Raw genomic sequence first — 20,796 nt, 5'->3', positions numbered from 1 at the left:
AAGTCGGACGACGGCAGGCGCGACACCCATCGTGCGCGCCTGCCGCATTGCGGCCTTTCAGTCCCGCGGTGCCACGCGGATGCGGTTCCCGTCAGGATCGGCTGCGAGGAAGGTCAGCCCGAACCCCGCATCATGTGGTTCCTGCAGGATCGTGACGCCCCTGGACTGCCACTGCTTGAAGATCGCATCGATCTCGTCGGGCCCGCCCCCGTGGACGGCCAGGCACACCTCGCTGGTGCGCGGGATGTCCGGTGACAGATCCTCGAACCGGCCCGACCACACAGCGAGGTCAGCGCCAGGCCCGAGGTCGAAGGTGATGTATCCCGGAGTCTCGAACGAGGGGCTCAAGCCGAGGAGATCGCCGTAGAAGCGAGCTGCGGCGGGAGCGTCGTTCACGTAGACGATGGACAGGACGGATGCGGTCACGGTTGTTCCTTCTCGCAGGTCGGTGGTACGCATCCATCAGCCTGACCGGGATATGCGCCGCATCGTGTCGCAATTCTTGGAAGACTTGGGGTGTGACCCCAGATCGCTTCTTCGCCCTGATGCTGCTCCTCGCATCGAGAAATGCCGTGACCACACAGGAACTTGCTTCAGCGCTCGGGGTGTCCCTTCGAACCATCACCCGGGACCTGAACTGGCTCCGCGACGCCGGTCTGCCGGTGACCGCACATCGGGGCCGCCTCGGAGGCGTGGCCATGCTGCCCGGGTCCGGACTCGATCTCACGCGGCTCACGCCGGGCGAGCGTGATCATCTGTCGCTCACCGGGCTGGATGAGAAGCAACGTGCGGAGCTCAACGCATCGGTCGAGAGCCGGCGCGCGCTCTCCAAGATCGCCGCTACACGGCCCCGTCGACTTCATGAGCTCCTGCCGCTCACCGACGTGGTGCACGTGGACAGTCGTCCCTGGCGTCAGGCGCGAGCTTCCGGCACGACGCCGGCTTCGCTGATCGGCCCAGTGCGGCGAGGTCGCCGGCTATGGATCGAGTACGACAGCTCACGCGAGCCATGCCCACGCGACCTGGTCGTGGATCCCTACGGGCTGTTCGCCAAAGCCGGCATCTGGTACCTCGTCGCCGACTGTGCCCGAGCGCCACGGATGTACCGGCTCGAACGGATCACGACGTGGGAAGAAGTCGACCAGCCACGACGGATCCGCGAGAGCCAGACCCTGGCCACCGTCGCCGCAGCGCTCATTGAACAGTGGGAACACCACCACGCGATAGAGGTCAGCGCCACCATCGACCAGACCCAGATCCAGCGAGCGCAACGCATCTTTGGCCAACGACTCGTCCGGGTGTCGACGACGCCGTGGAGCCCGCTGAAGCCCTTGGTCGTGTCGGTCGTTCGAAGGACGCGGCAAGCAAGGCGACAAGCCGGCGAGCCCCAACCACGGCCACGCCCTGTGCTCCCCGCGCGCGCGGCGATCAATCGCAGTGGTCCGCCTTCGGGAACGCAATGGACAGATTCCACGCACCGGAGGAGCGCACCTGGTAATAGCCGCGGCCCGGCCACTGGAAGGCATGCTCCCCGGCCCGCCCCTCTACCACCGAGCCCCTGTGGACGAGGCTGCCGTCCAACGCTTCCAATTGGATCCGGTTCGGGCCTGCATAGTGCAGCACGCCTGGGCCCGGTCCGCCTCGGTAGTGGACGAGGTCTGAGCCGGTCCCGCTGATCTCCTCCTGGAAGCGCGGGACTGTCCGCAGAGGTGACACAGATGCCGTCCATGCGTTTCGACCACCGGCAGTGGTCACTCGGAACCTGATCGTCTTGGTCCCCAGCGGCAGCGGAATCCGCGCGGTGATGGGGGTCCCGTCGCCCGACAGCCGGTAGAGACGCGAAGAGCGCCCCCTCAACCCTACGAAGCGCAGCTGCACGTGCCCCTGTCCCTTCGTCAGAAAGACCATGACGGCCGGACGGTACGACGGCATTGCCAGTTGATGCGTCTCCTCGTCCCGGCCACCTTCTCCGCCGACTTGAGGGCTTTCGGCACCTGCCACTTTGGCCTGCACCTCGTCAGTGGAGGTGGGTAAACCGATGCTGAAGGGGTGGGCGTCCCACGGCTCGCCGGGAGCGGCAACGCCGGCCTTGTTCCTCACGCTCGTTGACTCGCTGCCCGCGCGCCATGGCCACAGCCGCCGCAACCGCCCGCCCAATCCACCTCGCATGGTGGCCATCATGCTGCCTGCTCACCAGAGTTGGGCAGAGAGTGCGGTCCTCGGCCCGTCACGCTCACCCCCGTGGTGCGGCGGGCCGTCCCATGGAGCGCCGTCCAGGACTCGTACGGGTCGGGTGGCCGGGCCCGCGCCATGGTGGGGAGCCCCGATATGCTCCTGCGCATGAGTGCTGTTCAGGCCGGTCGTAAGCGTGATGGTGCCGCGACGCGGGAGGCCATTCTCGCCGCGGCGGTGGTGGAGTTCACCGAGCACGGTTACGCCAGGGCTGGAGTCCGGCAGATCGCTGAGCGGGCCGGGGTGACGGCGATGATGATCAACCGCTACTTCGGTTCGAAGGAGCGGTTGTTCGCGGAGGCGGTGGACCGGGCCTTCAAGCCGCCGACGGTGGTCGGGGACGAGCGCCGGGGGCTGTCGCGGACGATGGCGCACACCCTGGCGGAGCGCACCGGGACGGATTCCGACGACCTGGACCCGTTCTTGCTGATGCTGCGCTCGGCATCGGACCCGGAGGCAACGGACGCCCTGCGCAAGGGCGTGGAGGCGCATGTGGGCGCCCGGCTGGCGGGACTGCTCGCAGGGCCCGGGGCGGAGGTGCGAGCGCAGCTCGGCCTGGCTCTGGTCGCAGGGACCTGGCTGATGCGGACCGTCGTCGGCACGAGTGCGCTCGCCGCTGCCGATGACGACGAGGTCGCCGAGTTGCTGGCGGCGATGCTCGAACCTCTTGCGCAGGAGTCCGCCACGTAGCCGACTGGGCCCAGGAGCCGGATCGGCCCGGCTCGCACGGCCGGACAGGGCGGGACTAGGACTTGTCCGGCCGATCATGTGACTGCTCCGTGCCGGAGTCGTTCCTGTTGGCATGGGGCGGGGTGATCTGAGTGATGCCGAGTGGGAACGGCTGCGGCCGTTCCTGCCGGTCTCTAACGGGCGTTGTGGCAGGTGGCGGGATCACCGGCAGGTGATCGACGGGATTCTGCACCGGGTGCGGACCGGGGTTCAGTGGCGTGATCTGCCCGAACGGTTCGGACCGTGGAAGACCGTCTACGAACGCCACCGCCTGTGGTCGGCGGACGGCACCTGGGAACGTCTCCTCCAGCAGGTCCAGGCCGCAGCCGACGCCGCAGGTGAGATCGACTGGGACATCTCGGTCGACTCCACCATCGTCCGCGCGCATCAGCACGCGGCCGGCGCCCGCACCGATCCGCCACCGGTCCCGGGACAAAGGGGGTCGCAGGCGTGGAACACCAGGACGAGGCGCCGTGGCAGAGTCTGGTCGCCCGCCTGGTGGAGGTGGAGCTGGAGGTGAGGGCCTGGGCCGCTCGCGGGGCGGGTTCACCAGCAAGCTCCACCTGAGCGCGGACGGCTGCTGCCGCCCGTTGTCCCTGATCGTCACCCCCGGTCAGCGAGCAGATTGCACCCAGTTCAAGCCGGTCCTGGAGGTGATCCGCGTGCCCAGACCAGGCCTGGGACGACCACGCAAGAAGCCCGACAGCCTCGCGGCCGACAGGGCCTACAGCAACGGACCCATCCGCGAGTACCTGCGACGGCGGGGAATCAGCCACACCATCCCAGAGAAGACCGATAGCCAGGCGGCCCGCCTACGCAAAGGCGCACGCGGTGGACGGCCGCCCTGCTTCGACGAGGACCGCTACAAGAAGCGCAACACCGTCGAGCGGGCGATCAACCGCCTCAAGCAGTCCCGGGCCGTCGCCACTCGCTACGACAAGCGCGGCTATATCTTCCTCGGCACCGTCACCGTGGCCGCTCTCACGATCTGGCTCCGAACATGATCGCCGACAACCTGCGCCGCGCTGCCCCTGCCGATGAGGAACTACACCCTCACAAAAGCGATCGCCCCCTGCTATGCGGGGCGAAGAACGGGATCGATCACTGCCAGGCCCTCATGCAGCCGGCGGGCCCCCCGAGCAACACGAGCGTCGGCGTCGCCCGACATCTCCTCACAGAGCCGTAGCGCCTCGTCCAGGTCCTCCGAGAAGATGCTGAAGACATCGACAACCGCGGTGTGGATCCAATCGGCATGATTGTCGTTGGCGACTGCCAGTGCGGACGCGACTATCGCCAGTCCGGCCCTGTCCTTTCGCCGAAGCAAGCCCTCCGCGGTCCGCCTGGTGACGAAGGTGTCACCAGGATCGAGCACAAGCTCCAGGAGCGGCTCCACGGCCTCCTGCATCTCGGCGAACCCTGCCAGGCTGTGACCGGCATCCGCCCGGTCACGCCAGTCATCGCTTCGCCCAAGTTCGCCAAGCGTCACGACGACCGCACGCCGCAGGTCACTGTCCACGGATTCGCCTACCCCTCCCACGATTCCGGTCAAAGTATACCGAGCTGCCATACCAGATGATCGTCCGGACAGGTCCTAGTACCTCTCGGTACTCGTCCCGCCCTGTCCGGCCGTCCTTCCTTGTCTGGTCGCAGTTTGCTCAGAACGCGGAACGGATGAGGCCGCCGTCGACGCGGATGGTGGCGCCGCTGACGTACTGGGCGTAGTCGCTGCACAGGTAGGCGACGGCCGCGGCGATCTCGTCCGGCTCGCCGAAACGCTCCTGGTCGTTGGGGATCAGGGCCTCGACGGCGTTGGGTCGGATCTCTTCCCAGGTCTCGCCCCAGCCGCGGTCCGGTCCGATGTGGGTGACGAGTTCCTTCGTGGCCTCGACCAGGATAGCGCCCGGGGAGACGATGTTGGAGGTGACGCCGGTGCCCTTCAGGTCACGGGCCAGGGAGACGGCCAGGTTGTGGCGGGCGGCCAGAGTGGCGTTGTATTGAGGGTGGGTGTTCATCGGCTGGGAGGCGAGGCCTCCGCCGATGGTGATGACCCGGCCCCAGCCGCGCTCGCGCATCGCCGGGACGAGGTGCTGGATCATTCGCACGCCGGAGACGACGTTGACGTTGTAGGTGTTGCGCCACTCGTCGGGGGTGGCTTCGGTCCAGGACAAGTGCCGGTAGAAGCCGGCGTTGTTGACCAGAATGTCGACCGGACCGCCGTCGAGGGCGGCACGGGCGACCTCGGCGGCGCTTGCGTCGTCGGCCAGATCACCGAGGACCGTGGTGGCGCTGCCGCCGGCCTCGCGGATCTCCTGCGCGACCCGCTCGGTGCGCTCCTTGTCGCGTCCGTGGATCACGACGGTAGCGCCCTCGGCCGCCAGCAGCTTCGAGGTGGCTTCACCGAGTCCGAGACTCGCACCGGTGATGAGCGCGCGCTTTCCGGTCAGATTGAGGTTCATGTTCTGTGTCTTTCTCTTTGGCTCCCCGCGCCTCGGCGTCCGGGGAGTGTGCCGATGCAGTCAAGTATACACCGGTAGACTTCTCAAAGGGGTAGGCGTGATTCCCGCTGTGCGGAGGTGCGCTCGAACCGGTGACGAGGCCCCGTCTGCCGTGCAACCGCATGTTCATGGGTTTGCGCCTTCCTGGCTTCAGGTGTGTCGACTGCATCCGTCGCACAGGGCAACATGTGCGCGCAGCGAGACACATATCCGGCTGCTCGCGGCCGGGGCGCTTTCTGGATGGCCGCTGCGGTGCACTGAATCCGAACCGGTGCTGGGCGCGGAAAGGGTGCCGAACGGTGCGCTTGCGGGTCCGGCCGGCAGCGAGGCTCACGCCCGTCGGAACGACCAGCAGCCATCACCTGCCAGCACTCCACGAAGGGACATTCGTGCCGCTCTCCCGATACGCCACCGCCCTGCCCGCTGCCCTGCTCGGCATCGCGCTCGCCGCCCCGGCCGCCCATGCGGCCCCGCAGCCGCCCCCGCCTGTCGGCCAGGTCGACGTCAGTCGCTATCAGGGAACCTGGTACCAGATCGCCGCCGTTCCGCGGCTCTTTGAGATTCAGTGCGCCAAGAACGTGCACGCGGTCTACACGCTCACAGCGCCGGGGACCGTCGGCGTCCGCAACAGCTGCACGACGTGGCTGGGCAACACCAGTGGCGTGACCGGAGAAGCCAAGGCCCTTGACAGTTCCGGCGGCCGACTGAACGTCAGCTTCGTGAAGACCGGCGGCTCGTATCGCCACAGCGACGATGCCAACTACATCGTGACCGGCCTCGACCCCGACTACCGCTGGGCCGTGATCACGGACAGCGACCGCAGGTCCGGCTTCGTGCTGTCCCGCACTCCGGAGCTGCCGGCCGGGCTGCGGCCCGCGATCCTCGCCTCCATCGACGCGGCCGGGCTCGACGCGTGCGACTTCCTCGTCACCCGGCAGGACGCCGCGACCGTGCCCACCGGATCATTCTGCTGACTCCCGGCGAGCCCGGCCGCTCGCCCGCGCAACGGTTTCCGGACCCGTGAGCTCATTCATGATCAGATCCACCGCCGCCGGGACCGTGAGACCGCGGGGCAGCTTGGGCGGCTGCCCCGCGACCGCGCGGCCGGCGAAGCCGGTGTCGAGATGCGGCAGGCAGAGATCGACCACGGCGACATGCCGCCGCTGCTCCTTTCGCACCGCTTGCAGCCAGGCGGCGAGGGCGGCTTTCGCGGCAGCGTAGTCGGCCATCTTCGGAGGCGGATTCCCAGCGACCACGCCCGTGACGGCCGCGAGGACCCCGCCGGCTGTCACCAGCGGAAGTGCGGCGCGCAGAAAGGCCATGGGGGCGAGCGCGTTGACGGTCATCAGGTGTTCGGCGACGGCCTCGCTGATGGTGTCCGCGGCGCCGAAGGCTGGAACTCCGATGCAGCTCACCACCGCGTCGAGGCCGCCCATCCGCTGGGCTGCCCCGCGTGTCAGAGCGGCGCAGGCGTCAAGGTCGTAGGCATCGAAGCCGCTCACGCCGGTTCCTGGAAGTCGGCCCTGGAGCGCCCGCAGTTCTGCTTCGTCCCGGCCGGCAAGGTGCAAGGTCGCACCGCCGCCGTACAGCCGGTGCGCCAGCGCTCTGCCGACTTCTCCGGTGGCCCCGGGCAGGAGAATGCGTGCTCCGTCGACTTCCATCTCGGACGCCCTTCCGCGCGTCGTGCGTATCGAGTCCGGTCGATCCCGCCGGCTAGCCGGCGGGATCGTGCATCGCCCATCGGATGAGAGCCGTGGTGAGGCGGCCGGCCGGTTGGACCGCCCATCGCTCGGCGGGCTCCCAGCGCGGGAGGCGAAGTTCCGCTGTCGCCCAACGGGGCAGCAGGGCGACCGCGTTGGAGGCCAGAGCGGCGTACAGCGGCAGGGCAGGGGCGGGCAGCGGTGGTCTCAGCAGGAGGTAGCGCGCGGTTTCCAGCGCCTCCGGCGTGGCGCGCAGTTCGGGGCGGTAGGCGGCAAGACGGGCGCGGAGGTCGCCGGTCGACTCAGGAGGCGTGGGCACACCGAGCGCCCGGGCGATGCGCGCCATCTGACGCACGTACTCGTCGCATTCCCGCACCGTCAGCCGCCGGGAGGCGAAACGCTGGTGCGCTCGCAGGAAGGAATCCACTTCGGCGATGTGGATCCACTCCACCAGATGTGGGTCGGATGCGCGGTAGGCGGCACCGCGGTCCGTCACCCCTCGGATGCGTTCGTGCACCGCGTTCACTCGGTCGCAGGCCGACTGGGCGGTCTCGGCAGGTCCGAAGGTCGTGGTGGCCAGGAAGGTGCTCGTCCGGTGCAGGCGTCCCCACGGGTCGCCGCGGAATCCGGAGTGCGTGGCGACGGCCGCCATGGCAGCGGGATGCAGGGTCTGCAGCAGCAGCGCTGACAGGCCGCCGATGAACATGGCGCTGTCGGCGTGAACTGCGCGGACAGGGCTGTCGCACGGGAACCATCTGGGGCCGGGCGTTTCGTGGATCAGCGCGCGGTTGCGGGGGCCGTCGGGACCGGCGACGCGGGCGAACAGCATCCTTCCCGCCCGTTGGCGCAGCGGCTCCAACGGCTCCCGTACACGCGACGCACGGTCCCCCATCGTGGCACTCCTGTGTCGGCTCATCTGGCGGCGGCGCGAGAACCGAGGTCGCGCGCGACCCGGACACCAGGTGTTCGGCAGATTCCCGGTTGTCGGTTGCGGTGACCCGACTCTTTCTCCTCGACATGCGGGTGCCCTGGAGGAGGAGGACCGTTGAAGCATGACCGATTCACTCATCCCGCCCACGGAGACACCGCCCGTGGAGGGCTCTACGGCCGAGGCACACCAGCAGCGGGCCGACGGTGGGGTCTGGGAACATCCCTCCTGGTGGTTGTGGCTGATCGTGGCTGGTTCGGTACTCGTCGCCGCCTTCTTCGTGGCACGCATCTGGGGCCTGTGACCTCGGTGCCCCGGCTTCGGGCTGTCGGGGTCGTCACGGCAGGTTCGGCCGGTGCTCGAAGTGCCCTGCGGCGCGCGGCAAAGAGCCAGCCCATGCCGCCTTCGCGTTGACGACCCGACGTGGGTGAAGCCACCGCTGAACCACGCCCCGGCCCTGCCGCGGTGGTGGACCGGGGTCAGGCGAGGGCGAGGAAGAGCTTTTCCAGTTCTTCCTGCGACATGGGCGGGGTGTCGGAGTCTCCGGCAAGGCACTGCCGCATTCCGCTGGCCACGATCTTGAAGCCGGCCCTGTCCAGCGCCCGGGAGACCGCCGCGAGTTGCGTCACGACGTCCTTGCAGTCACGGCCCGCCTCGATCATCGTGATCACGGCGGTCAACTGGCCTTGCGCCCGCCGCAGACGGTTCAGGACGGGCTGCATCGATTCTTCGTCCACCTGCATCGAAACCCTCCTCCACTCCTGGACAAGAAGACCCAGAATACCCCACGGGGTATAAATCCCGGCCGTCACGCCGCCGCGGCCCGGTGATTACCGGACGGGAGGGGACCCGAGTGCCGTGCGGTAGGTGACCCTCGACCGGGACGCCCTGCCGTCGACCCGCCCGACGCTCCCGTAAATACCCCAGGGGGTATTTGACAGCGGCGACGGGAGCCACTTACCGTCGTCCGTGTAATACCCCAGGGGGTATTGGAGCAGCTCCTGCCGCGGCGGACGTCGCGGCGGGGCGGAGCCCCAGCCCAGTTCGTGGCGGCGCCGGAGGCGTCGACTCCGATCGCTCCAACTCCCCGCAACCACCGCCCGCACCCCACCTTCCAGAGGGGTGTCTCGCGGCCTCGGCAATACCCCCTGGGGTATACCGTCCAACGCTTTACGGAGGTTTCCGTGTTCTTCTCGCAGTACTACCTCGAATGCCTGTCGCAGGCGTCGTACATGATCGCCGACGAGACCACCGGCCGGGCCGTGGTCGTCGACCCCCGCCGGGACGTGTCCGAGTACCTCGCGGACGCCGAAGCCCGCGGGCTCACCGTGGTCGGTGTCATCAACACCCACTTCCACGCGGACTTCGTCGCCGGACACCTGGAGATGGCCGACCGTACCGGCGCGTGGATCGGCTACGGGCGGCGCGCGGAGACCGAGTACGCGATTCGGAAGCTGGCCGACGGGGACACGATCAGCCTCGGCGACGTCACTCTGAGGATCATGGAAACGCCGGGTCACACCCCGGAGTCGATCAGCGTGCTGGTGTACGAGCACGCCGACGATGCCGTGCCGTACGGCGTGCTGACCGGCGATGCGCTGTTCATCGGTGACGTGGGCCGCCCCGACCTGCTGGCCTCGGTCGGGGTCACCGCGGACGAGCTCGGCGCGATGCTCCACGACAGCGTGCAGAACAAGCTGATGGGGCTGCCCGACGACGTGCGGGTCTTCCCCGCCCACGGCGCCGGTTCGTCCTGCGGCAAGAACCTCTCCACCGAGCGTCAGTCCACGATCGGTGAGCAGCGCGCCACCAACTACGCGTGCGCCCCGATGAGCCGTGAGGACTTCGTCACCATCGTCACCGCCGGTCAGTCCACGGCTCCGGGTTACTTCGCCTACGACGCGGACCTCAACCGCAGGCAGCGGGAGCTGTTCGATCCGCAGAACGCGCCCCGGGCGCTGAGCGTTGCGGACTTCGCCGCACTGCGGGAGGCGGGCGCGGTGGTGGTCGACGCCCGTGACCCGCAGGAGTTCGCCGCGGGCCACCTGCGCGGCGCGGTCAACGTTCCGGCCGACGGCCGGTTCGCCGAGCAGGCCGGCACGGTGCTGCCGCTGGGCGCCCAGGTGCTGGTCATCGCGCCGGAGGACCGCGAGGTGGAGATCGTCACCCGGCTCGCCCGGATCGGCTTCGACCGCACAGCCGGCTACCTGGCCTCCTCCGACGAAGCACTGGAGTCGATGGCCGACGAGGTCACCCCGGCCAGCCGCCTGACCGCGGCCCAGCTCCGCACCGAGCTGGACGGCGCCAACCCGCCGGTCGTCGTCGACGTCCGCAACTGCGGCGAACGCGGCGAGAACGGGTTCATCGACGGCGCCCTGCACATCAGCCTCGGCGAGCTGCCGCACCGGCTGGACGAGATCCCGCGCGACCGGCCGCTGGTCCTGCATTGCGCGGGCGGTCACCGCTCCTCCATCGCCGCCAGCCTGCTGCGGCACGAAGGCTTCGAGGACGTCTCCGACGTCCTCGGCGGCTGGGCCGCCTGGGCTCTGCTCACCACCCCCACCGCCGTCTGACCCGGCACGTCACGACCTGCCGGTGCGCCCGCGCGGGTGCACCGGCCGCACCAGTCCCCTTCCCCCTCTTCCTCGCCTTCCGCTTTCCTCGCCTTCCCTCCCAGGAGTTCTCATGACGACCGACACCGCCCGCACCGCCTCCTTCACCCCCACCGCCCTCCAGCACCTGATCGACAACGGAAACACCCCTCGCCTGCTGGACGTGCGTACCCCGGGCGAGTTCCAGACCAGCCACATCCCCGGCGCCTACAACGTGCCGCTGGACACCCTGCGTGAGCACCGAGCGGAGCTGCGCCGGCACCTCGACGAGGACGTCGTGCTGATCTGTCGCTCCGGTGCCCGCGCCTCGCAGGCCGAGCAGGCGCTCGCCGAGGTGGGCCTGCCGAACCTGCGTGTCCTGGACGGCGGCATGATGGCCTGGGAGGCGGCCGGCTTGCCGGTCAACCGTGGCCCGCAGCGCTGGGAGCTGGAGCGTCAGGTCCGTCTGATCGCCGGCTCGGTCGTGCTGGTCACCGGTGTCGTGGGCTTCTTCGTCCCCGGCGTGCACCTGATCGGCACCGCGATCGGCGCCGGGCTGACGTTCGCCGCGCTCAGCAACACCTGCGCGATGGGCATGATGCTCTCCAAGCTGCCCTACAACCGGGGTCCGCGCACCGACATCCGCACGGTCGTCGCCTCCCTGCGGGACCGGTCGTGATCACCCTCGTCCTCGCCGCCCTGTTCGTCGTCGGCGTCACCAGCCTCGTCGGCCTGATCCCGCACGCAAGCGCCCATCGGGTCCGCTGGCACACCGGGCTGATCTTCGGCTCGGTCAGCATGATCGGTGAGCGTGCACCCCTGACGCACTTCGCGGGGGGCGCACGCCACACGTCATCACGCACGAAGGAGAAAGCCCGGTGAAGGTACGGGAAGAGGCGGTGAGCGCAGTCCTCAACCGGCTGCGCCGCGCCCAGGGCCAGCTCGCGGGAGTCATCTCCCTGGCGTGAGCCTGCGGGCGGCTGTGGCGCACGGCGGATGTGCGTCACGGGGCACTGCTGCCCGCGGCGCGGTGCGCTCGCCCGACCCGCCCGCCGGTAGTCCGCCGGCGGTCCTGCACGGGTGAGACCGGCGTTGGTGCGAGTCGTCACACACCTGGACAGCAATACCCCTGGGGGTATTGCTGTTACCGTGATGTACAGATACCCCCGGGGGTAATTTTCCAGGAAAGGAGCAAGCACGTGTTCTTCGTCGACACCATCGAGCTCGAGGGACTCGGCAACCGCCACTACCTCGCCGGCGGCGAGCGGGCGGCCGTGGCCGTGGACCCGCCGCGCGACATCGACCAGGTGCTGGCGGCGGCCGCCCGACGCGGTGTACGGATCACCCACGTGGTGGAGACCCACATCCACAACGACTACGTCACCGGCGGTCTGGAGCTCGCCCGGATCACCGGCGCCCTCTACCTGGTACCCGCCGGGGCCCACGTGTCGTTCGCCCGCACCCCGGTGTCCGAAGGCGACACGATCACGGTCGAGGAAGGCCTCGAACTACGAGCGGTGGCCACCCCCGGGCACACCCCGCACCACACCGCTTACGTGCTCGCCGAGCAGGGCACGCCGGTGGCCGCGTTCACCGGCGGTTCGCTGCTCATCGGCACGGTGGGCCGCCCCGATCTGGTCGAACCCCGCCTCACCGAGCAGCTGGCCCGCGCCCAGCACGCCTCCGCCCACCGGCTGGCGGCCGAACTGCCCGACGAGACGGCCGTCCTGCCCACGCACGGCTTCGGCAGCTTCTGCTCCTCCGCCCAGGCCGAGGGGGACAACACCACCATCGGCCAGGAGAAGACCGCCAATACGGCGCTCACCACCGATGTAGACACCTTCGTCGCCGAGCTCCTGGCCGGGCTGGAGGACGTCCCCGCCTACTACGCGCACATGGGCCCGGTCAACGCCTCCGGCCCCGCCCCGGTGGACCTGACGCCCCCGGCCGTCGCGGACGCCGCCGAGATCGCCGCCCGGCTGGCGGCCGGCGAGTGGGTCGTCGACCTGCGCAACCGGGTCGCCTTCGCCGAGGGACACGTCGCCGGGTCGTTCAACTTCGATGCGGACGGCAAGATCGCCACCTACCTCGCCTGGATGATCCCGTGGGGCAAGCCGGTGACCCTGCTCGCCGAGTCACCGGAGCAGCTGGCCGCGGCGCAGCGCGAGCTGGTCCGGGTCGGCATCGACCGGCCCGCCGCCGCGGCGACCGGCGCCCCGCGCGCCTGGGTGCCCGCGGGCGCCGAGCTCGCGTCCTTCCCGCGCTCCACCTTCGCCGGGCTCGCCGGACGGGACACCGCCCGGACCGTCGTGCTCGACGTGCGACGCGACTCCGAGCGGGCCGCCGGACACATCGAGGGCTCCGTCCACATACCGATCCACGAGTTGCACAAGCGCCTCGGCGAAGTGCCCGCCGGCACCGTGTGGGTGCACTGCGCCGGCGGCCTGCGCGCCGGGATCGCGGCCTCCCTGCTCGACGCTGCCGGCCGTGACGTGGTGGCCGTCGACGACGGGTTCGACGCCGCCACCGCCACCGGTCTGACCGTCGTCACCGACTGACCGGTCCACCCCGGCGGCACGGCACCGCGGCCCACCCAGCCGACGTGCCCCTCGTCAGTAACTCCGCTTCATCGAAAGGTTCTGTGATGTCCCTGTTCTCCCGGAACACCACACAGCGCGTCACCGTGGAAGACGCCCACCGGCGTACCCAGGGCGACGACGCCCCAGCCGTCCTGCTCGACGTACGCGAGCGGGGTGAGTGGAACGCCGGGCACGCGCCCGGCGCCGTGTACGCACCCCTGTCCGGCCTGGTCGCGAACTCCGCCCTGCCGCAGGCCGCCCAAGGACGGCCTCTGATAGTGATCTGTCGCAGCGGCAACCGCTCGCAGAAAGCCGCCGAACTTCTCTCCGCGCGCGGCCTGGACGCGGTGGACGTCAAGGGCGGCATGAAGGCATGGGCGGCGGCCGGGCACCCGGTCGTCGACACCCGCGGGAACAACGGCTCGGTGGCGTGAGCGCCCTGATCCTGGCGCTCGTCGCCGGCGCCGTCGTCGGACTTGCCCTCGGTGGACTCGGCGGTGGCGGCAGTGTCCTGGCCGTCCCCGCCCTGACCTACCTGCTCGGTCTGAGCCCGGCGGAGGCGATCACCGCCAGCCTGATCATCGTCACCGTGACGTCCGTGACCGCGCTCGCCGGGCACGCCCGGGACGGCAACGTGGCCTGGCGGACCGGCCTGCTGTTCGCCGCGGCCGGGGTCGGCCCCGCCATGCTCACCGGGGCGGGCGCCGGTCACCTGCCGCAGGCGGCGCTGACCGTCGCCTTCGCGGCGGTCGCCTCGGTCGCCGCCATGGGCATGCTGCGGCCCGCACGCACCCCGGCCGTCGGCGAGGTGCGCACCGTCAAGGCGGGCGCCGCCGGAGCGGGACTCGGCGCGATCACCGGGCTGTTGGGCGTGGGCGGCGGCTTCCTCGCCGTCCCCGCCCTGGTCCGCGTGCTACGCCTGCCCATGCGCAGGGCGGTCGGCACCAGTCTCCTCGTCATCACCATCAACTCGCTGGCCGCTCTCGGCGCCCGCGCCGGAACCGCCGTGGACCTGGACTGGGCCGTCATCGCGCCGTTCACCGCCGCCGCGATCCTCGGAGCCTGGGACGGCAAACGCCACGCACAACGACTCACCGGCGACACCCTCCGGCGGATCTTCGCCTACGTGCTCCTCGCGGTCGCCGGCCTGATGCTCGTCGACGCGTTCGTCTGACCCCCTCCAGGGGTCCGCCGCCACGGGCACCGTCCTGGTCCGGCCCCGAGCAGGCCGGACCAGGCCCCACCGCACCGCAGCCACACCCGCACCGTTCAAGGACACCCACGCATGGCCACGAACGCCCACACCACACGGCCCGCCGAAACCGCCGTGCGCCTCGGACTGCGGGAGAACTGGCTCCAGTTCACTCTCCTCGTCGTCGTCAACATCGCCGTCGGCGGCCTGGTGGGCCTGGAACGCACCACCGTGCCGCTCATCGGCACCGACGTCTTCGGCCTGACCAGCGACCTGGCGGTCTTCTCGTTCATCATCGCCTTCGGAGCCACCAAGGCCCTCACCAACCTCGCCGCCGGAGCCCTGACGGCCCGCTTCCGCCGCAGGCAACTCCTCCTCACGGGCTGGCTGATCGGCGTCCCCGTCCCCTTCATGCTCGCCTGGGCACCGTCCTGGCTCTGGATCGTCGCCGCGAACGTCCTGCTCGGCCTCAACCAGGGTCTGGCCTGGTCGATGACCGTCAACATGAAGATCGACCTGGTCGGCCCCGCCCGACGAGGACTCGCCACCGGACTCAACGAAGCCGCCGGCTACACCGCAGTCGGCATCACCGCCCTGCTCACCGGCTACCTCGCCACCGGCTACGGCCTGCGCCCCGTCCCGGAACTGCTCGGCGTCGTCTTCGTCGCCGCCGGCCTCGCCCTGTCCCTCGCCGTCCGGGACACCGCCGACCACGTCGCCCTCGAACTCGCCCAGCACCCCAAGCCCCTGCCCACCGGTGAAAAGCCCGGCCTGGCGGCGACGTTCGCCCGCACCTCCTGGCGGGACCGCTCACTGCGCGGCGCCAGCCAGGCCGGCCTCGTCAACAACCTCAACGACGGACTCACCTGGGGTGTCTTCCCCCTGCTCTTCACCGACCACGGCCTCGGGCTGGCCGCCGTCGGGCTCATCAAGGGCCTCTACCCCATCCTGTGGGGCATCGGTCAGATACCCACCGGCCACCTGGCCGACCGCATCGGCCGCAAACCCCTGATCGTCACCGGCATGCTCGTCCAGGCCGCCGGCTTCGTCCTCGCCCTCGCCCTCCTGGACGAACCCCTGCTCGCGGGCATCCTGTCGGCCGTCGCCCTCGGCCTCGGCACCGCCATGGTCTACCCCGCCCTCATCGCCTCCGTCTCCGACCACGCCCACCCCACCTGGCGCATCAACGCCCTCGGCACCTACCGCTTCTGGCGCGACATCGGCTACGCAGGAGGCGCCCTCGTCGCGGGCCTCCTCGCCGACACGCTCGGACTCAACGCCACCGTCATCGCCGCCGCCGCGCTCACCGCCACCTCGGGCCTCCTCGCCGCCCGCTGGATCACCGACCGCACCATCACCGAGGCAGTCGTCGCGTCCGCCGGCGAACCCCGCGTCGACATCGCAACCTCGTACGCTGCACGGACTCATCGGCGTTGCACCTGACAGCTGCCAGCGGCGTGACCCGTCATCCAAGTCGAACCGTCCATCTCGACCGCGAAGGCCGTGACACCCGGCAGCTCCTCCAACCAGGCGCGAGCGTCACCTCCCATGGCATACGCGGATGTCGCGGCGACATCCGCCTCGGTGAGGGAGGTGGACACCACGGTGAGGGAGGCAAGCCCGTGGCGCGGGGGTTCGCCCGTGTGCGGGTCGACGATGTGACAGCCGCGCTCGGCCGGGCCCGACGTGGCGACGGCGAGCGGGCCCGCGGCGGACTCGACGCGGGCGGCGAGCAGGCCCGGCGCCAGCGGATGACTGATGCCCACACGCCAGGGTCCGCCGTGCAGTTGGACGTCTCCGCCGCCATTGAGGCAGAGGTGTCCGGCGCCCGCGGCCCGCAGCAGCCGGGCCGCGCGTTCCACCGCCCATCCCTTGACGAGACCGGAGGGATCGAAGGCCCCGGAGTGCCGGGACGAGAACCAGCCTCCGGTGCGGTTCTCGGCGTCGGTGCACATCGTCAGCACCTCCTGCACCTCGCCGTCCCACCGGTGCGGCACTGGTTCGCCCCGCCGGATCCGGCAGACGGCGCTGTCCGAACGGAACGGGGAGAAGACCGCGTCGACGTGGTGCAGCAGGTTCTCGACGTCATCAAGTGCACTGCGCAGGCGAGGGGTTGGCGCGTCGCGCACGGTGAGCGAGAAGACCGTGCCCATGGTGTGGACGACCCGGTGGAGTGCTGTGGGGTCAGCCATGCGCTTGGTCCAGGGCGCTCTGGAGGGAGTTGGTGTAGCCCTCGCTGGTGTAGGTGGCTCCGGAGACGGTGTCGACGTGGGCGCTCTGGGCGTCCAGGGTCTCCTGGACGAGGACCGGTATCGCCGATGCGTTGATCTGCCGGCTGCGCGGGTCGCCGTCAGGCGCTCGTACGGCGCGTGCGGCCGTGATCCTGGATCCGTCGAGGGTGACCTCGACCTGGACGGGCCCGTAGCGGGTCTGCACAGTGGAGCCGGTGATCGTGCGCGTACCGGAGGAGCTGCTGCCGGTGCCGCCCGTCGCCGCTGACGTGGACGGGGCCGGTACGGCATGGGTCACGTGGTGCGGTTTGAGGGACAGGGCGAGGACCGTCACGGTCACGGTCGCCACGCAGGTCAGTACGGTGCGGCGGACGGAGTGGGCGCGCATGGCGGGGCTCACAGTTCGAAGGATTCGTGGTGGATGCGCGTGGCTGGGACGCCTGCCGCGCGCAGGGCGTCGTACGCGGCGTCCGCCATGCCGGGTGGCCCGCACAGGTACACGTCGTGCCGGGCGATGTCGGGCAGCAGCGTCCGTAGCCGGTCCGCCGTGAACGGGGCACGCGTGTGGTCCGGACCGTTGAGCGCATACAGCAGCCGCGCCCCGCGGCTGCCCGCGATCGACTCCAGTTCGCCGCGCAGCGCCAACTCCTCGGCGGTACGTGCCCGGTAGAGCAGAGTGAGATTGCCGGGCGCGGCGGGCAGCGTCTCGAACAGCGTGCGCAGTGGGGTGATTCCGGCACCGCCCGCGACGAGGAGCACCTTGCCCCGCCGGCGCCGTCCGGCGGTCAGGGCCCCGTACGGGCCCTCCGCCCACACCCGCGTGCCGCCCGGCAAGGTGGCGACGGCACCGCTGTGGTCCCCGAGTGACTTGACCGTGACGCGCAGCAGGTCGCCCCTCGGCACCGCGGAGAGGGAGTAGGGGTGCGAGGCGTACCACATGCCCGGGGACAGGAACCGCCAGCGCAGGAACTGCCCCGGCTCGGCGCCGAGTTCGCCCAGGCGTCGCCCTCGGATCCACACCGAGTGGACGTCCGGCGCTTCCCGCACGACGGCTTCGACGCGCAGTCGGTGTCGCAGATTGAGCCGCACGGGCATCAGCACCCGGAACCAGAGGACCAGGCAGGCAACCGAGACGTAGAGCACGTACCACGCCGTGCGGGCGGTGGTTCCGGCCACGAAGTCGGCGCCGAGCGCCACCTGGTGGGAGAAGGCGAGGAACACCGCGGCGTAGGTGAACAGGTGCAGGTAGTACCAGGTTTCGTAGCGCATGCGGCGCCGTACCGCGCGAACCGAGGTGTAGCCCACGGCGAGCAGCGCCGCGGCCCCCGCCGCGCCCTTGAGCATCTCCGGGAGGTCGAACACGATCGTGCTCAGCTCGGGCAGCGGGCCCACTCGCGCCTGCGCCGCGTAGCCGAGCGTGATGAGCGCGATGTGGGCGACGAGAAGGCCGATCGTCCAGCGGCCCGCGGCGGCGTGCCAGCGAGCGGTGCGGTCGCTGCCCACCCCGTTCTCCAGCCACGGCACCCGCGCCATCAGGGCGACCAGCAGAGCGCACATGTAGCCGCAGACCAGACCGGTGATGCGGCCCGCCCCGGTCAGCCAGCCGGCGACGCCGACCACGGATCCGGTGTCGGCCCACCACAGCGCCAGCACCGCCAGGCCGCCCGCCCAGGCCGCGGCCTGCAACGGCACGGCGGGAGACCGGTTCCGTCGCGGAGCGGGCGTACGATGCCGCGCCGGTGGTGGGCCGTGCGTGGTGGTGGTCATGTGCGGCTCCTCCTGCGCGTTCGAGCTGCCCACTGTGGTGCGGCAACCTCTGAACCGGCTCTGAGGTCCCGCGCCGGAGGCCGCCTTCATAGGAAACTCAGAGCCATCCGAGAGACCCTGGAAGGGCCATGAACCAACGCCCCGCGGCCCTGACCCGCCCCGACGGCACGCCTGTGCGCGTCCTCGTCGTCGACGATGAACCCGACCTCGCCGAGGTCGTCACCGGCGCGCTGCGCTACGAGGGCTGGGAGGTGCGCTCCGCGGCGACGGCCGGGGCCGCCGTGCGCGAAGCCCGCGACTTCCGGCCCGACGCCGTCGTCCTGGACATCATGTTGCCCGACCGCGACGGACTGGCCGTCCTGCGTGACCTGCGGGCCGAGCAGCCGCATGTGTGCGTGCTGTTCCTCACCGCCCGGGACACCGTCGAGGACCGCATCGCCGGAATCACCGCAGGTGGCGACGACTACGTGACCAAGCCGTTCAGCCTCGGCGAGCTCGTCGCACGGGTACGCGGCCTGCTGCGCCGGGCGGGCATGACACGGGAACGGACGGCTGCGTCCCTGCTGGTGGTCGGCGACCTGGAGATGGACGAGGACGCCTACGAGGTCACCCGCGGCGGCGCCCCGATCGATCTCTCCCCCACCGAGTTCCAGCTGCTGCGCTGCCTCATGCGCCACCCGCGCCGCGTCCTGAGCAAGACCCAGCTCCTCGACCTCGTCTGGTCCTACGACTTCGGCGGTCAGGCCCACGTCGTGGAGCTGTACATCTCGTATCTGCGCAAGAAGATCGACGCGGGCCGCTCCCCCATGATCCACACGGTGCGCGGTGCCGGATACGTCCTGAAACCGGTGGACCGGTGAGACGGCCGCGCCTACGCACACTGCGCGCCCGGATCACCGCGGGGATGCTCGTCCTGCTCACCGTCGGCTGCGCCACCGTCGGGGGCACGGCGGTCCTGGAACTCGGTGGATTCCTCACCGGCCGCCTCGACCAGCAACTGTCCGACACCGGCAGCGTGTTCGCGGCAAGCCTCGAACACAGCCGTACGGCCCACGACGACCACGACGGCGACGAACACGGCGACACCCGCCGACAGGCCACGGGCACCCTCGGCATCCGCCTCGTCGACGGCGCCGTCACCAACGCCGCCGTGGTCCACGCCGACAGCTCCACCACCGCCCTCACCGTGGATCTGTCCACCAGGGACGCACGCGCGCTCGCCGCTCTGCCGCCGGACGGCACGGGTCACAGCGTCGAACTCTCCTCGCTCGGCGACTACCGCGTCGCGGCCTGGCCGGGACGCGACGGCGACGTCCTGCTCACCGGACTCCCGCTGGAGCCCGTCGAGGCCGCCGTGCACCGCCTCGAACTCGTGGCCGCGATCGTCCTCGGCCTGGTGCTGATCGGTGCCGGCGTGGCCGGCGCCCTGTGGGTGCGCCGGTCGCTGCGCCCGCTCAGCCGGATCGCCTCCACCGCGACCCGGGTCAGCGAACTCCCGCTGGGCAGTGGCGAAGTGGCGCTGCCCGCGCGCGCTCCCGACACCCCTCCGCGCAGCCGAGAGGTCGACCAGGTCACCCACGCGCTCAACCGCATGCTGGGCCACGTCGAGAACGCCCTCACCCAGCGCCATCGCAGCGAGGAGCGGTTGCGCAGCTTCTCCGCCGACGCCAGCCACGAACTGCGCACCCCCGTCGCCTCGGTGCGCGGCCACGCCGAACTCGCCCTGCTGCACCCGGGCCCCGTCCCGCCGGACATCACCCGTGCCCTGGAGCGCATCGCCGCCGAGTCGAGCCGGATGGGCGCCATGGTCGACGACCTGCTCCTGCTCGCCCGACTCGACGCTGGACGCCCTCTGGAACGCGAGCAGGTGGACCTCACCCGGCTCGTCCTGGACGCCGTCACCGACGCCCGCGCGGCAGGCCCCGACCACCACTGGTCCCTGGAGCTGCCCGAGGAGCCGATCACGATGTGCGGCGACGCGCACCGCCTCCAGCAGCTCCTCGCGAACCTCCTCGCCAACGCCCGCCTGCACACGCCGCCCGGCACCGACATCACCGTCCGGACCGCATCAGGTGACGGCGGAGTACGACTGACCGTCACCGACAATGGCCCCGGCATCCCGGCCGACCTGCGCGAGAACCTCTTCGAACGCTTCGTGCACGGCGACGGTCCGCGCGGCGAGCACGGCGGTGGAACAGGCCTCGGCCTCTCGATCGTCGATGCCGTCGCCGCCGCACACGGCGGCACGGTGACCGTGACGACCGAGCCGGGCGCCACCACCTTCACGGTGCGCCTGGCCGACGGTGCCGGTGCGGAGAACCAGGACAGCAGGGGGTGACCTGCGCCGCACGG

At 70.5% G+C, this 20,796-nt stretch carries 24 protein-coding genes and 1 pseudogene; 14 read left to right on the top strand and 11 right to left on the bottom strand.

Annotated features, from left to right (window positions below; translation table 11 throughout):
- Positions 1-57 precede the first annotated feature (57 nt).
- Positions 58-426, bottom strand: a complete 369-nt coding sequence (locus M4J07_RS01165; RefSeq protein WP_255966128.1) for a VOC family protein — start codon at positions 424-426, stop codon at positions 58-60.
- Here M4J07_RS01165 and M4J07_RS48165 point away from each other — a divergent pair.
- A pseudogene (locus M4J07_RS48165) lies at positions 417-1,073 on the top strand (helix-turn-helix transcriptional regulator); the annotation flags it as partial. The gene M4J07_RS01165 and the pseudogene M4J07_RS48165 overlap by 10 nt on opposite strands.
- Here the strand turns inward: M4J07_RS48165 and M4J07_RS48660 are convergent.
- Positions 999-1,286, bottom strand: a complete 288-nt coding sequence (locus M4J07_RS48660; RefSeq protein ID WP_445276293.1) for a hypothetical protein — start codon at positions 1,284-1,286, stop codon at positions 999-1,001. The pseudogene M4J07_RS48165 and the gene M4J07_RS48660 sit on opposite strands and share 75 nt — an antisense overlap.
- 142 nt (positions 1,287-1,428) lie before the next feature.
- Positions 1,429-2,100: a hypothetical protein gene (locus tag M4J07_RS48160; RefSeq protein WP_255966132.1), complete on the bottom strand. Its 672-nt coding sequence runs from the start codon at positions 2,098-2,100 to the stop codon at positions 1,429-1,431.
- Between the two features lie 240 nt (positions 2,101-2,340).
- Here M4J07_RS48160 and M4J07_RS01150 point away from each other — a divergent pair, with 240 nt between their 5' ends.
- Positions 2,341-2,922 carry a TetR/AcrR family transcriptional regulator gene (locus M4J07_RS01150; RefSeq protein WP_255965994.1) on the top strand — a complete coding sequence of 194 codons (582 nt, stop codon included), beginning with the start codon at positions 2,341-2,343 and terminating at the stop codon, positions 2,920-2,922.
- Between the two features lie 112 nt (positions 2,923-3,034).
- Positions 3,035-3,965 (top strand): IS5 family transposase gene (locus M4J07_RS01145; RefSeq protein WP_374214972.1). Its coding sequence is split into 2 segments (ribosomal slippage): positions 3,035-3,408 and positions 3,407-3,965, totalling 933 coding nucleotides; the frame shifts between segments, so codons are not numbered across the junction.
- A 71-nt stretch (positions 3,966-4,036) separates the two neighbouring features.
- Here M4J07_RS01145 and M4J07_RS01140 read toward each other — a convergent pair.
- On the bottom strand, positions 4,037-4,477 hold the full coding sequence (locus M4J07_RS01140) for a hypothetical protein (RefSeq protein ID WP_255965991.1): 441 nt from the start codon (positions 4,475-4,477) through the stop codon (positions 4,037-4,039).
- A gap of 139 nt (positions 4,478-4,616) precedes the next feature.
- Positions 4,617-5,417, bottom strand: a complete 801-nt coding sequence (locus tag M4J07_RS01135) for an SDR family NAD(P)-dependent oxidoreductase (protein WP_255965988.1) — start codon at positions 5,415-5,417, stop codon at positions 4,617-4,619.
- A gap of 428 nt (positions 5,418-5,845) precedes the next feature.
- Here M4J07_RS01135 and M4J07_RS01130 point away from each other — a divergent pair, with 428 nt between their 5' ends.
- Positions 5,846-6,430, top strand: a complete 585-nt coding sequence (locus M4J07_RS01130) for a lipocalin family protein (protein WP_255965985.1) — start codon at positions 5,846-5,848, stop codon at positions 6,428-6,430.
- Here M4J07_RS01130 and M4J07_RS01125 read toward each other — a convergent pair.
- Entirely contained in the window at positions 6,419-7,117 is a 699-nt protein-coding gene (locus M4J07_RS01125; protein WP_255965983.1) for an SDR family NAD(P)-dependent oxidoreductase, read from the bottom strand. The two genes, M4J07_RS01130 and M4J07_RS01125, sit on opposite strands and share 12 nt — an antisense overlap.
- 52 nt (positions 7,118-7,169) lie before the next feature.
- Positions 7,170-8,048 carry an oxygenase MpaB family protein gene (locus M4J07_RS01120; RefSeq protein WP_255965981.1) on the bottom strand — a complete coding sequence of 293 codons (879 nt, stop codon included), beginning with the start codon at positions 8,046-8,048 and terminating at the stop codon, positions 7,170-7,172.
- 160 nt (positions 8,049-8,208) lie between these two features.
- Between M4J07_RS01120 and M4J07_RS01115 the strand changes: the two genes are divergently transcribed.
- Positions 8,209-8,388, top strand: coding sequence for a DUF6480 family protein (locus M4J07_RS01115; protein ID WP_255965978.1), 180 nt, complete (start codon positions 8,209-8,211; stop codon positions 8,386-8,388).
- A 175-nt stretch (positions 8,389-8,563) separates the two neighbouring features.
- Here M4J07_RS01115 and M4J07_RS01110 read toward each other — a convergent pair whose 3' ends face one another.
- A complete protein-coding gene (locus M4J07_RS01110; RefSeq protein ID WP_255965976.1) occupies positions 8,564-8,827 on the bottom strand; it encodes a metal-sensitive transcriptional regulator in 264 nt (87 codons plus the stop codon).
- 441 nt (positions 8,828-9,268) lie between these two features.
- On the opposite strand from M4J07_RS01110, the gene M4J07_RS01105 reads away from it, so the two are divergent.
- The 7 genes from M4J07_RS01105 (at position 9,269) to M4J07_RS01075 (ending at position 15,889) form a co-directional block, all read left to right on the top strand.
- Complete coding sequence (locus M4J07_RS01105; RefSeq protein WP_255965974.1) at positions 9,269-10,657, top strand: rhodanese-like domain-containing protein; 1,389 nt, start codon at positions 9,269-9,271, stop codon at positions 10,655-10,657.
- 112 nt (positions 10,658-10,769) lie between these two features.
- Positions 10,770-11,354 carry a rhodanese-like domain-containing protein gene (locus tag M4J07_RS01100; RefSeq protein WP_255965972.1) on the top strand — a complete coding sequence of 195 codons (585 nt, stop codon included), beginning with the start codon at positions 10,770-10,772 and terminating at the stop codon, positions 11,352-11,354.
- On the top strand, positions 11,351-11,557 hold the full coding sequence (locus M4J07_RS48400) for a hypothetical protein (protein WP_374214971.1): 207 nt from the start codon (positions 11,351-11,353) through the stop codon (positions 11,555-11,557). Before M4J07_RS01100 ends, M4J07_RS48400 begins: the two co-directional genes overlap by 4 nt.
- A 317-nt stretch (positions 11,558-11,874) precedes the next feature.
- On the top strand, positions 11,875-13,233 hold the full coding sequence (locus M4J07_RS01090; protein ID WP_255965970.1) for a rhodanese-like domain-containing protein: 1,359 nt from the start codon (positions 11,875-11,877) through the stop codon (positions 13,231-13,233).
- A gap of 86 nt (positions 13,234-13,319) precedes the next feature.
- Entirely contained in the window at positions 13,320-13,688 is a 369-nt protein-coding gene (locus M4J07_RS01085; protein ID WP_255965968.1) for a rhodanese-like domain-containing protein, read from the top strand.
- The gene (locus M4J07_RS01080) at positions 13,685-14,428 is read left to right on the top strand and encodes a sulfite exporter TauE/SafE family protein (RefSeq protein ID WP_255965965.1); all 744 of its coding nucleotides are present in this window, start codon (positions 13,685-13,687) and stop codon (positions 14,426-14,428) included. Before M4J07_RS01085 ends, M4J07_RS01080 begins: the two co-directional genes overlap by 4 nt.
- Before the next feature lie 111 nt (positions 14,429-14,539).
- Positions 14,540-15,889, top strand: coding sequence for an MFS transporter (locus M4J07_RS01075; RefSeq protein ID WP_255965962.1), 1,350 nt, complete (start codon positions 14,540-14,542; stop codon positions 15,887-15,889).
- Here the strand turns inward: M4J07_RS01075 and M4J07_RS01070 are convergent.
- From M4J07_RS01070 to M4J07_RS01060, 3 genes are read right to left on the bottom strand one after another with little or no spacing between them, the layout of a single operon-like run.
- Complete coding sequence (locus tag M4J07_RS01070) at positions 15,871-16,638, bottom strand: FAD:protein FMN transferase (RefSeq protein WP_255965960.1); 768 nt, start codon at positions 16,636-16,638, stop codon at positions 15,871-15,873. The genes M4J07_RS01075 and M4J07_RS01070 overlap by 19 nt on opposite strands.
- Positions 16,631-17,065, bottom strand: coding sequence for an FMN-binding protein (locus M4J07_RS01065; RefSeq protein WP_255966125.1), 435 nt, complete (start codon positions 17,063-17,065; stop codon positions 16,631-16,633). Before M4J07_RS01065 ends, M4J07_RS01070 begins: the two co-directional genes overlap by 8 nt.
- 8 nt (positions 17,066-17,073) lie before the next feature.
- Positions 17,074-18,444 carry a ferredoxin reductase family protein gene (locus tag M4J07_RS01060; protein ID WP_255965958.1) on the bottom strand — a complete coding sequence of 457 codons (1,371 nt, stop codon included), beginning with the start codon at positions 18,442-18,444 and terminating at the stop codon, positions 17,074-17,076.
- Between the two features lie 128 nt (positions 18,445-18,572).
- Here M4J07_RS01060 and M4J07_RS01055 point away from each other — a divergent pair, with 128 nt between their 5' ends.
- Positions 18,573-19,304 carry a response regulator transcription factor gene (locus M4J07_RS01055; protein WP_305127105.1) on the top strand — a complete coding sequence of 244 codons (732 nt, stop codon included), beginning with the start codon at positions 18,573-18,575 and terminating at the stop codon, positions 19,302-19,304.
- The gene (locus M4J07_RS01050) at positions 19,301-20,782 is read left to right on the top strand and encodes a sensor histidine kinase (RefSeq protein ID WP_374214970.1); all 1,482 of its coding nucleotides are present in this window, start codon (positions 19,301-19,303) and stop codon (positions 20,780-20,782) included. Before M4J07_RS01055 ends, M4J07_RS01050 begins: the two co-directional genes overlap by 4 nt.
- The last annotated feature ends 14 nt before the right edge of the window (positions 20,783-20,796 follow it).

Origin of the sequence: Streptomyces longispororuber (assembly GCF_024448165.1) — a bacterium.
GTDB lineage: Bacteria > Actinomycetota > Actinomycetes > Streptomycetales > Streptomycetaceae > Streptomyces > Streptomyces longispororuber_A.
Note: the sequence above shows the minus strand (reverse complement) of the source record. Positions and strands in the feature narration are given on the sequence as shown.

Bases quoted from the DNA above. Each gene is read 5' to 3' on its own strand.
- M4J07_RS01150 (WP_255965994.1), top strand. From the start codon at position 2,341: ATGAGTGCTGTTCAGGCCGGTCGTAAGCGTGATGGTGCCGCGACGCGG.
- M4J07_RS01135 (WP_255965988.1), bottom strand. From the start codon at position 5,417: ATGAACCTCAATCTGACCGGAAAGCGCGCGCTCATCACCGGTGCGAGT.
- M4J07_RS01125 (WP_255965983.1), bottom strand. From the start codon at position 7,117: ATGGAAGTCGACGGAGCACGCATTCTCCTGCCCGGGGCCACCGGAGAA.
- M4J07_RS01120 (WP_255965981.1), bottom strand. From the start codon at position 8,048: ATGGGGGACCGTGCGTCGCGTGTACGGGAGCCGTTGGAGCCGCTGCGC.
- M4J07_RS01115 (WP_255965978.1), top strand. From the start codon at position 8,209: ATGACCGATTCACTCATCCCGCCCACGGAGACACCGCCCGTGGAGGGC.
- M4J07_RS01110 (WP_255965976.1), bottom strand. From the start codon at position 8,827: ATGCAGGTGGACGAAGAATCGATGCAGCCCGTCCTGAACCGTCTGCGG.
- M4J07_RS01100 (WP_255965972.1), top strand. From the start codon at position 10,770: ATGACGACCGACACCGCCCGCACCGCCTCCTTCACCCCCACCGCCCTC.
- M4J07_RS01085 (WP_255965968.1), top strand. From the start codon at position 13,320: ATGTCCCTGTTCTCCCGGAACACCACACAGCGCGTCACCGTGGAAGAC.
- M4J07_RS01075 (WP_255965962.1), top strand. From the start codon at position 14,540: ATGGCCACGAACGCCCACACCACACGGCCCGCCGAAACCGCCGTGCGC.
- M4J07_RS01070 (WP_255965960.1), bottom strand. From the start codon at position 16,638: ATGGCTGACCCCACAGCACTCCACCGGGTCGTCCACACCATGGGCACG.
- M4J07_RS01065 (WP_255966125.1), bottom strand. From the start codon at position 17,065: ATGCGCGCCCACTCCGTCCGCCGCACCGTACTGACCTGCGTGGCGACC.
- M4J07_RS01060 (WP_255965958.1), bottom strand. From the start codon at position 18,444: ATGACCACCACCACGCACGGCCCACCACCGGCGCGGCATCGTACGCCC.
- M4J07_RS01055 (WP_305127105.1), top strand. From the start codon at position 18,573: ATGAACCAACGCCCCGCGGCCCTGACCCGCCCCGACGGCACGCCTGTG.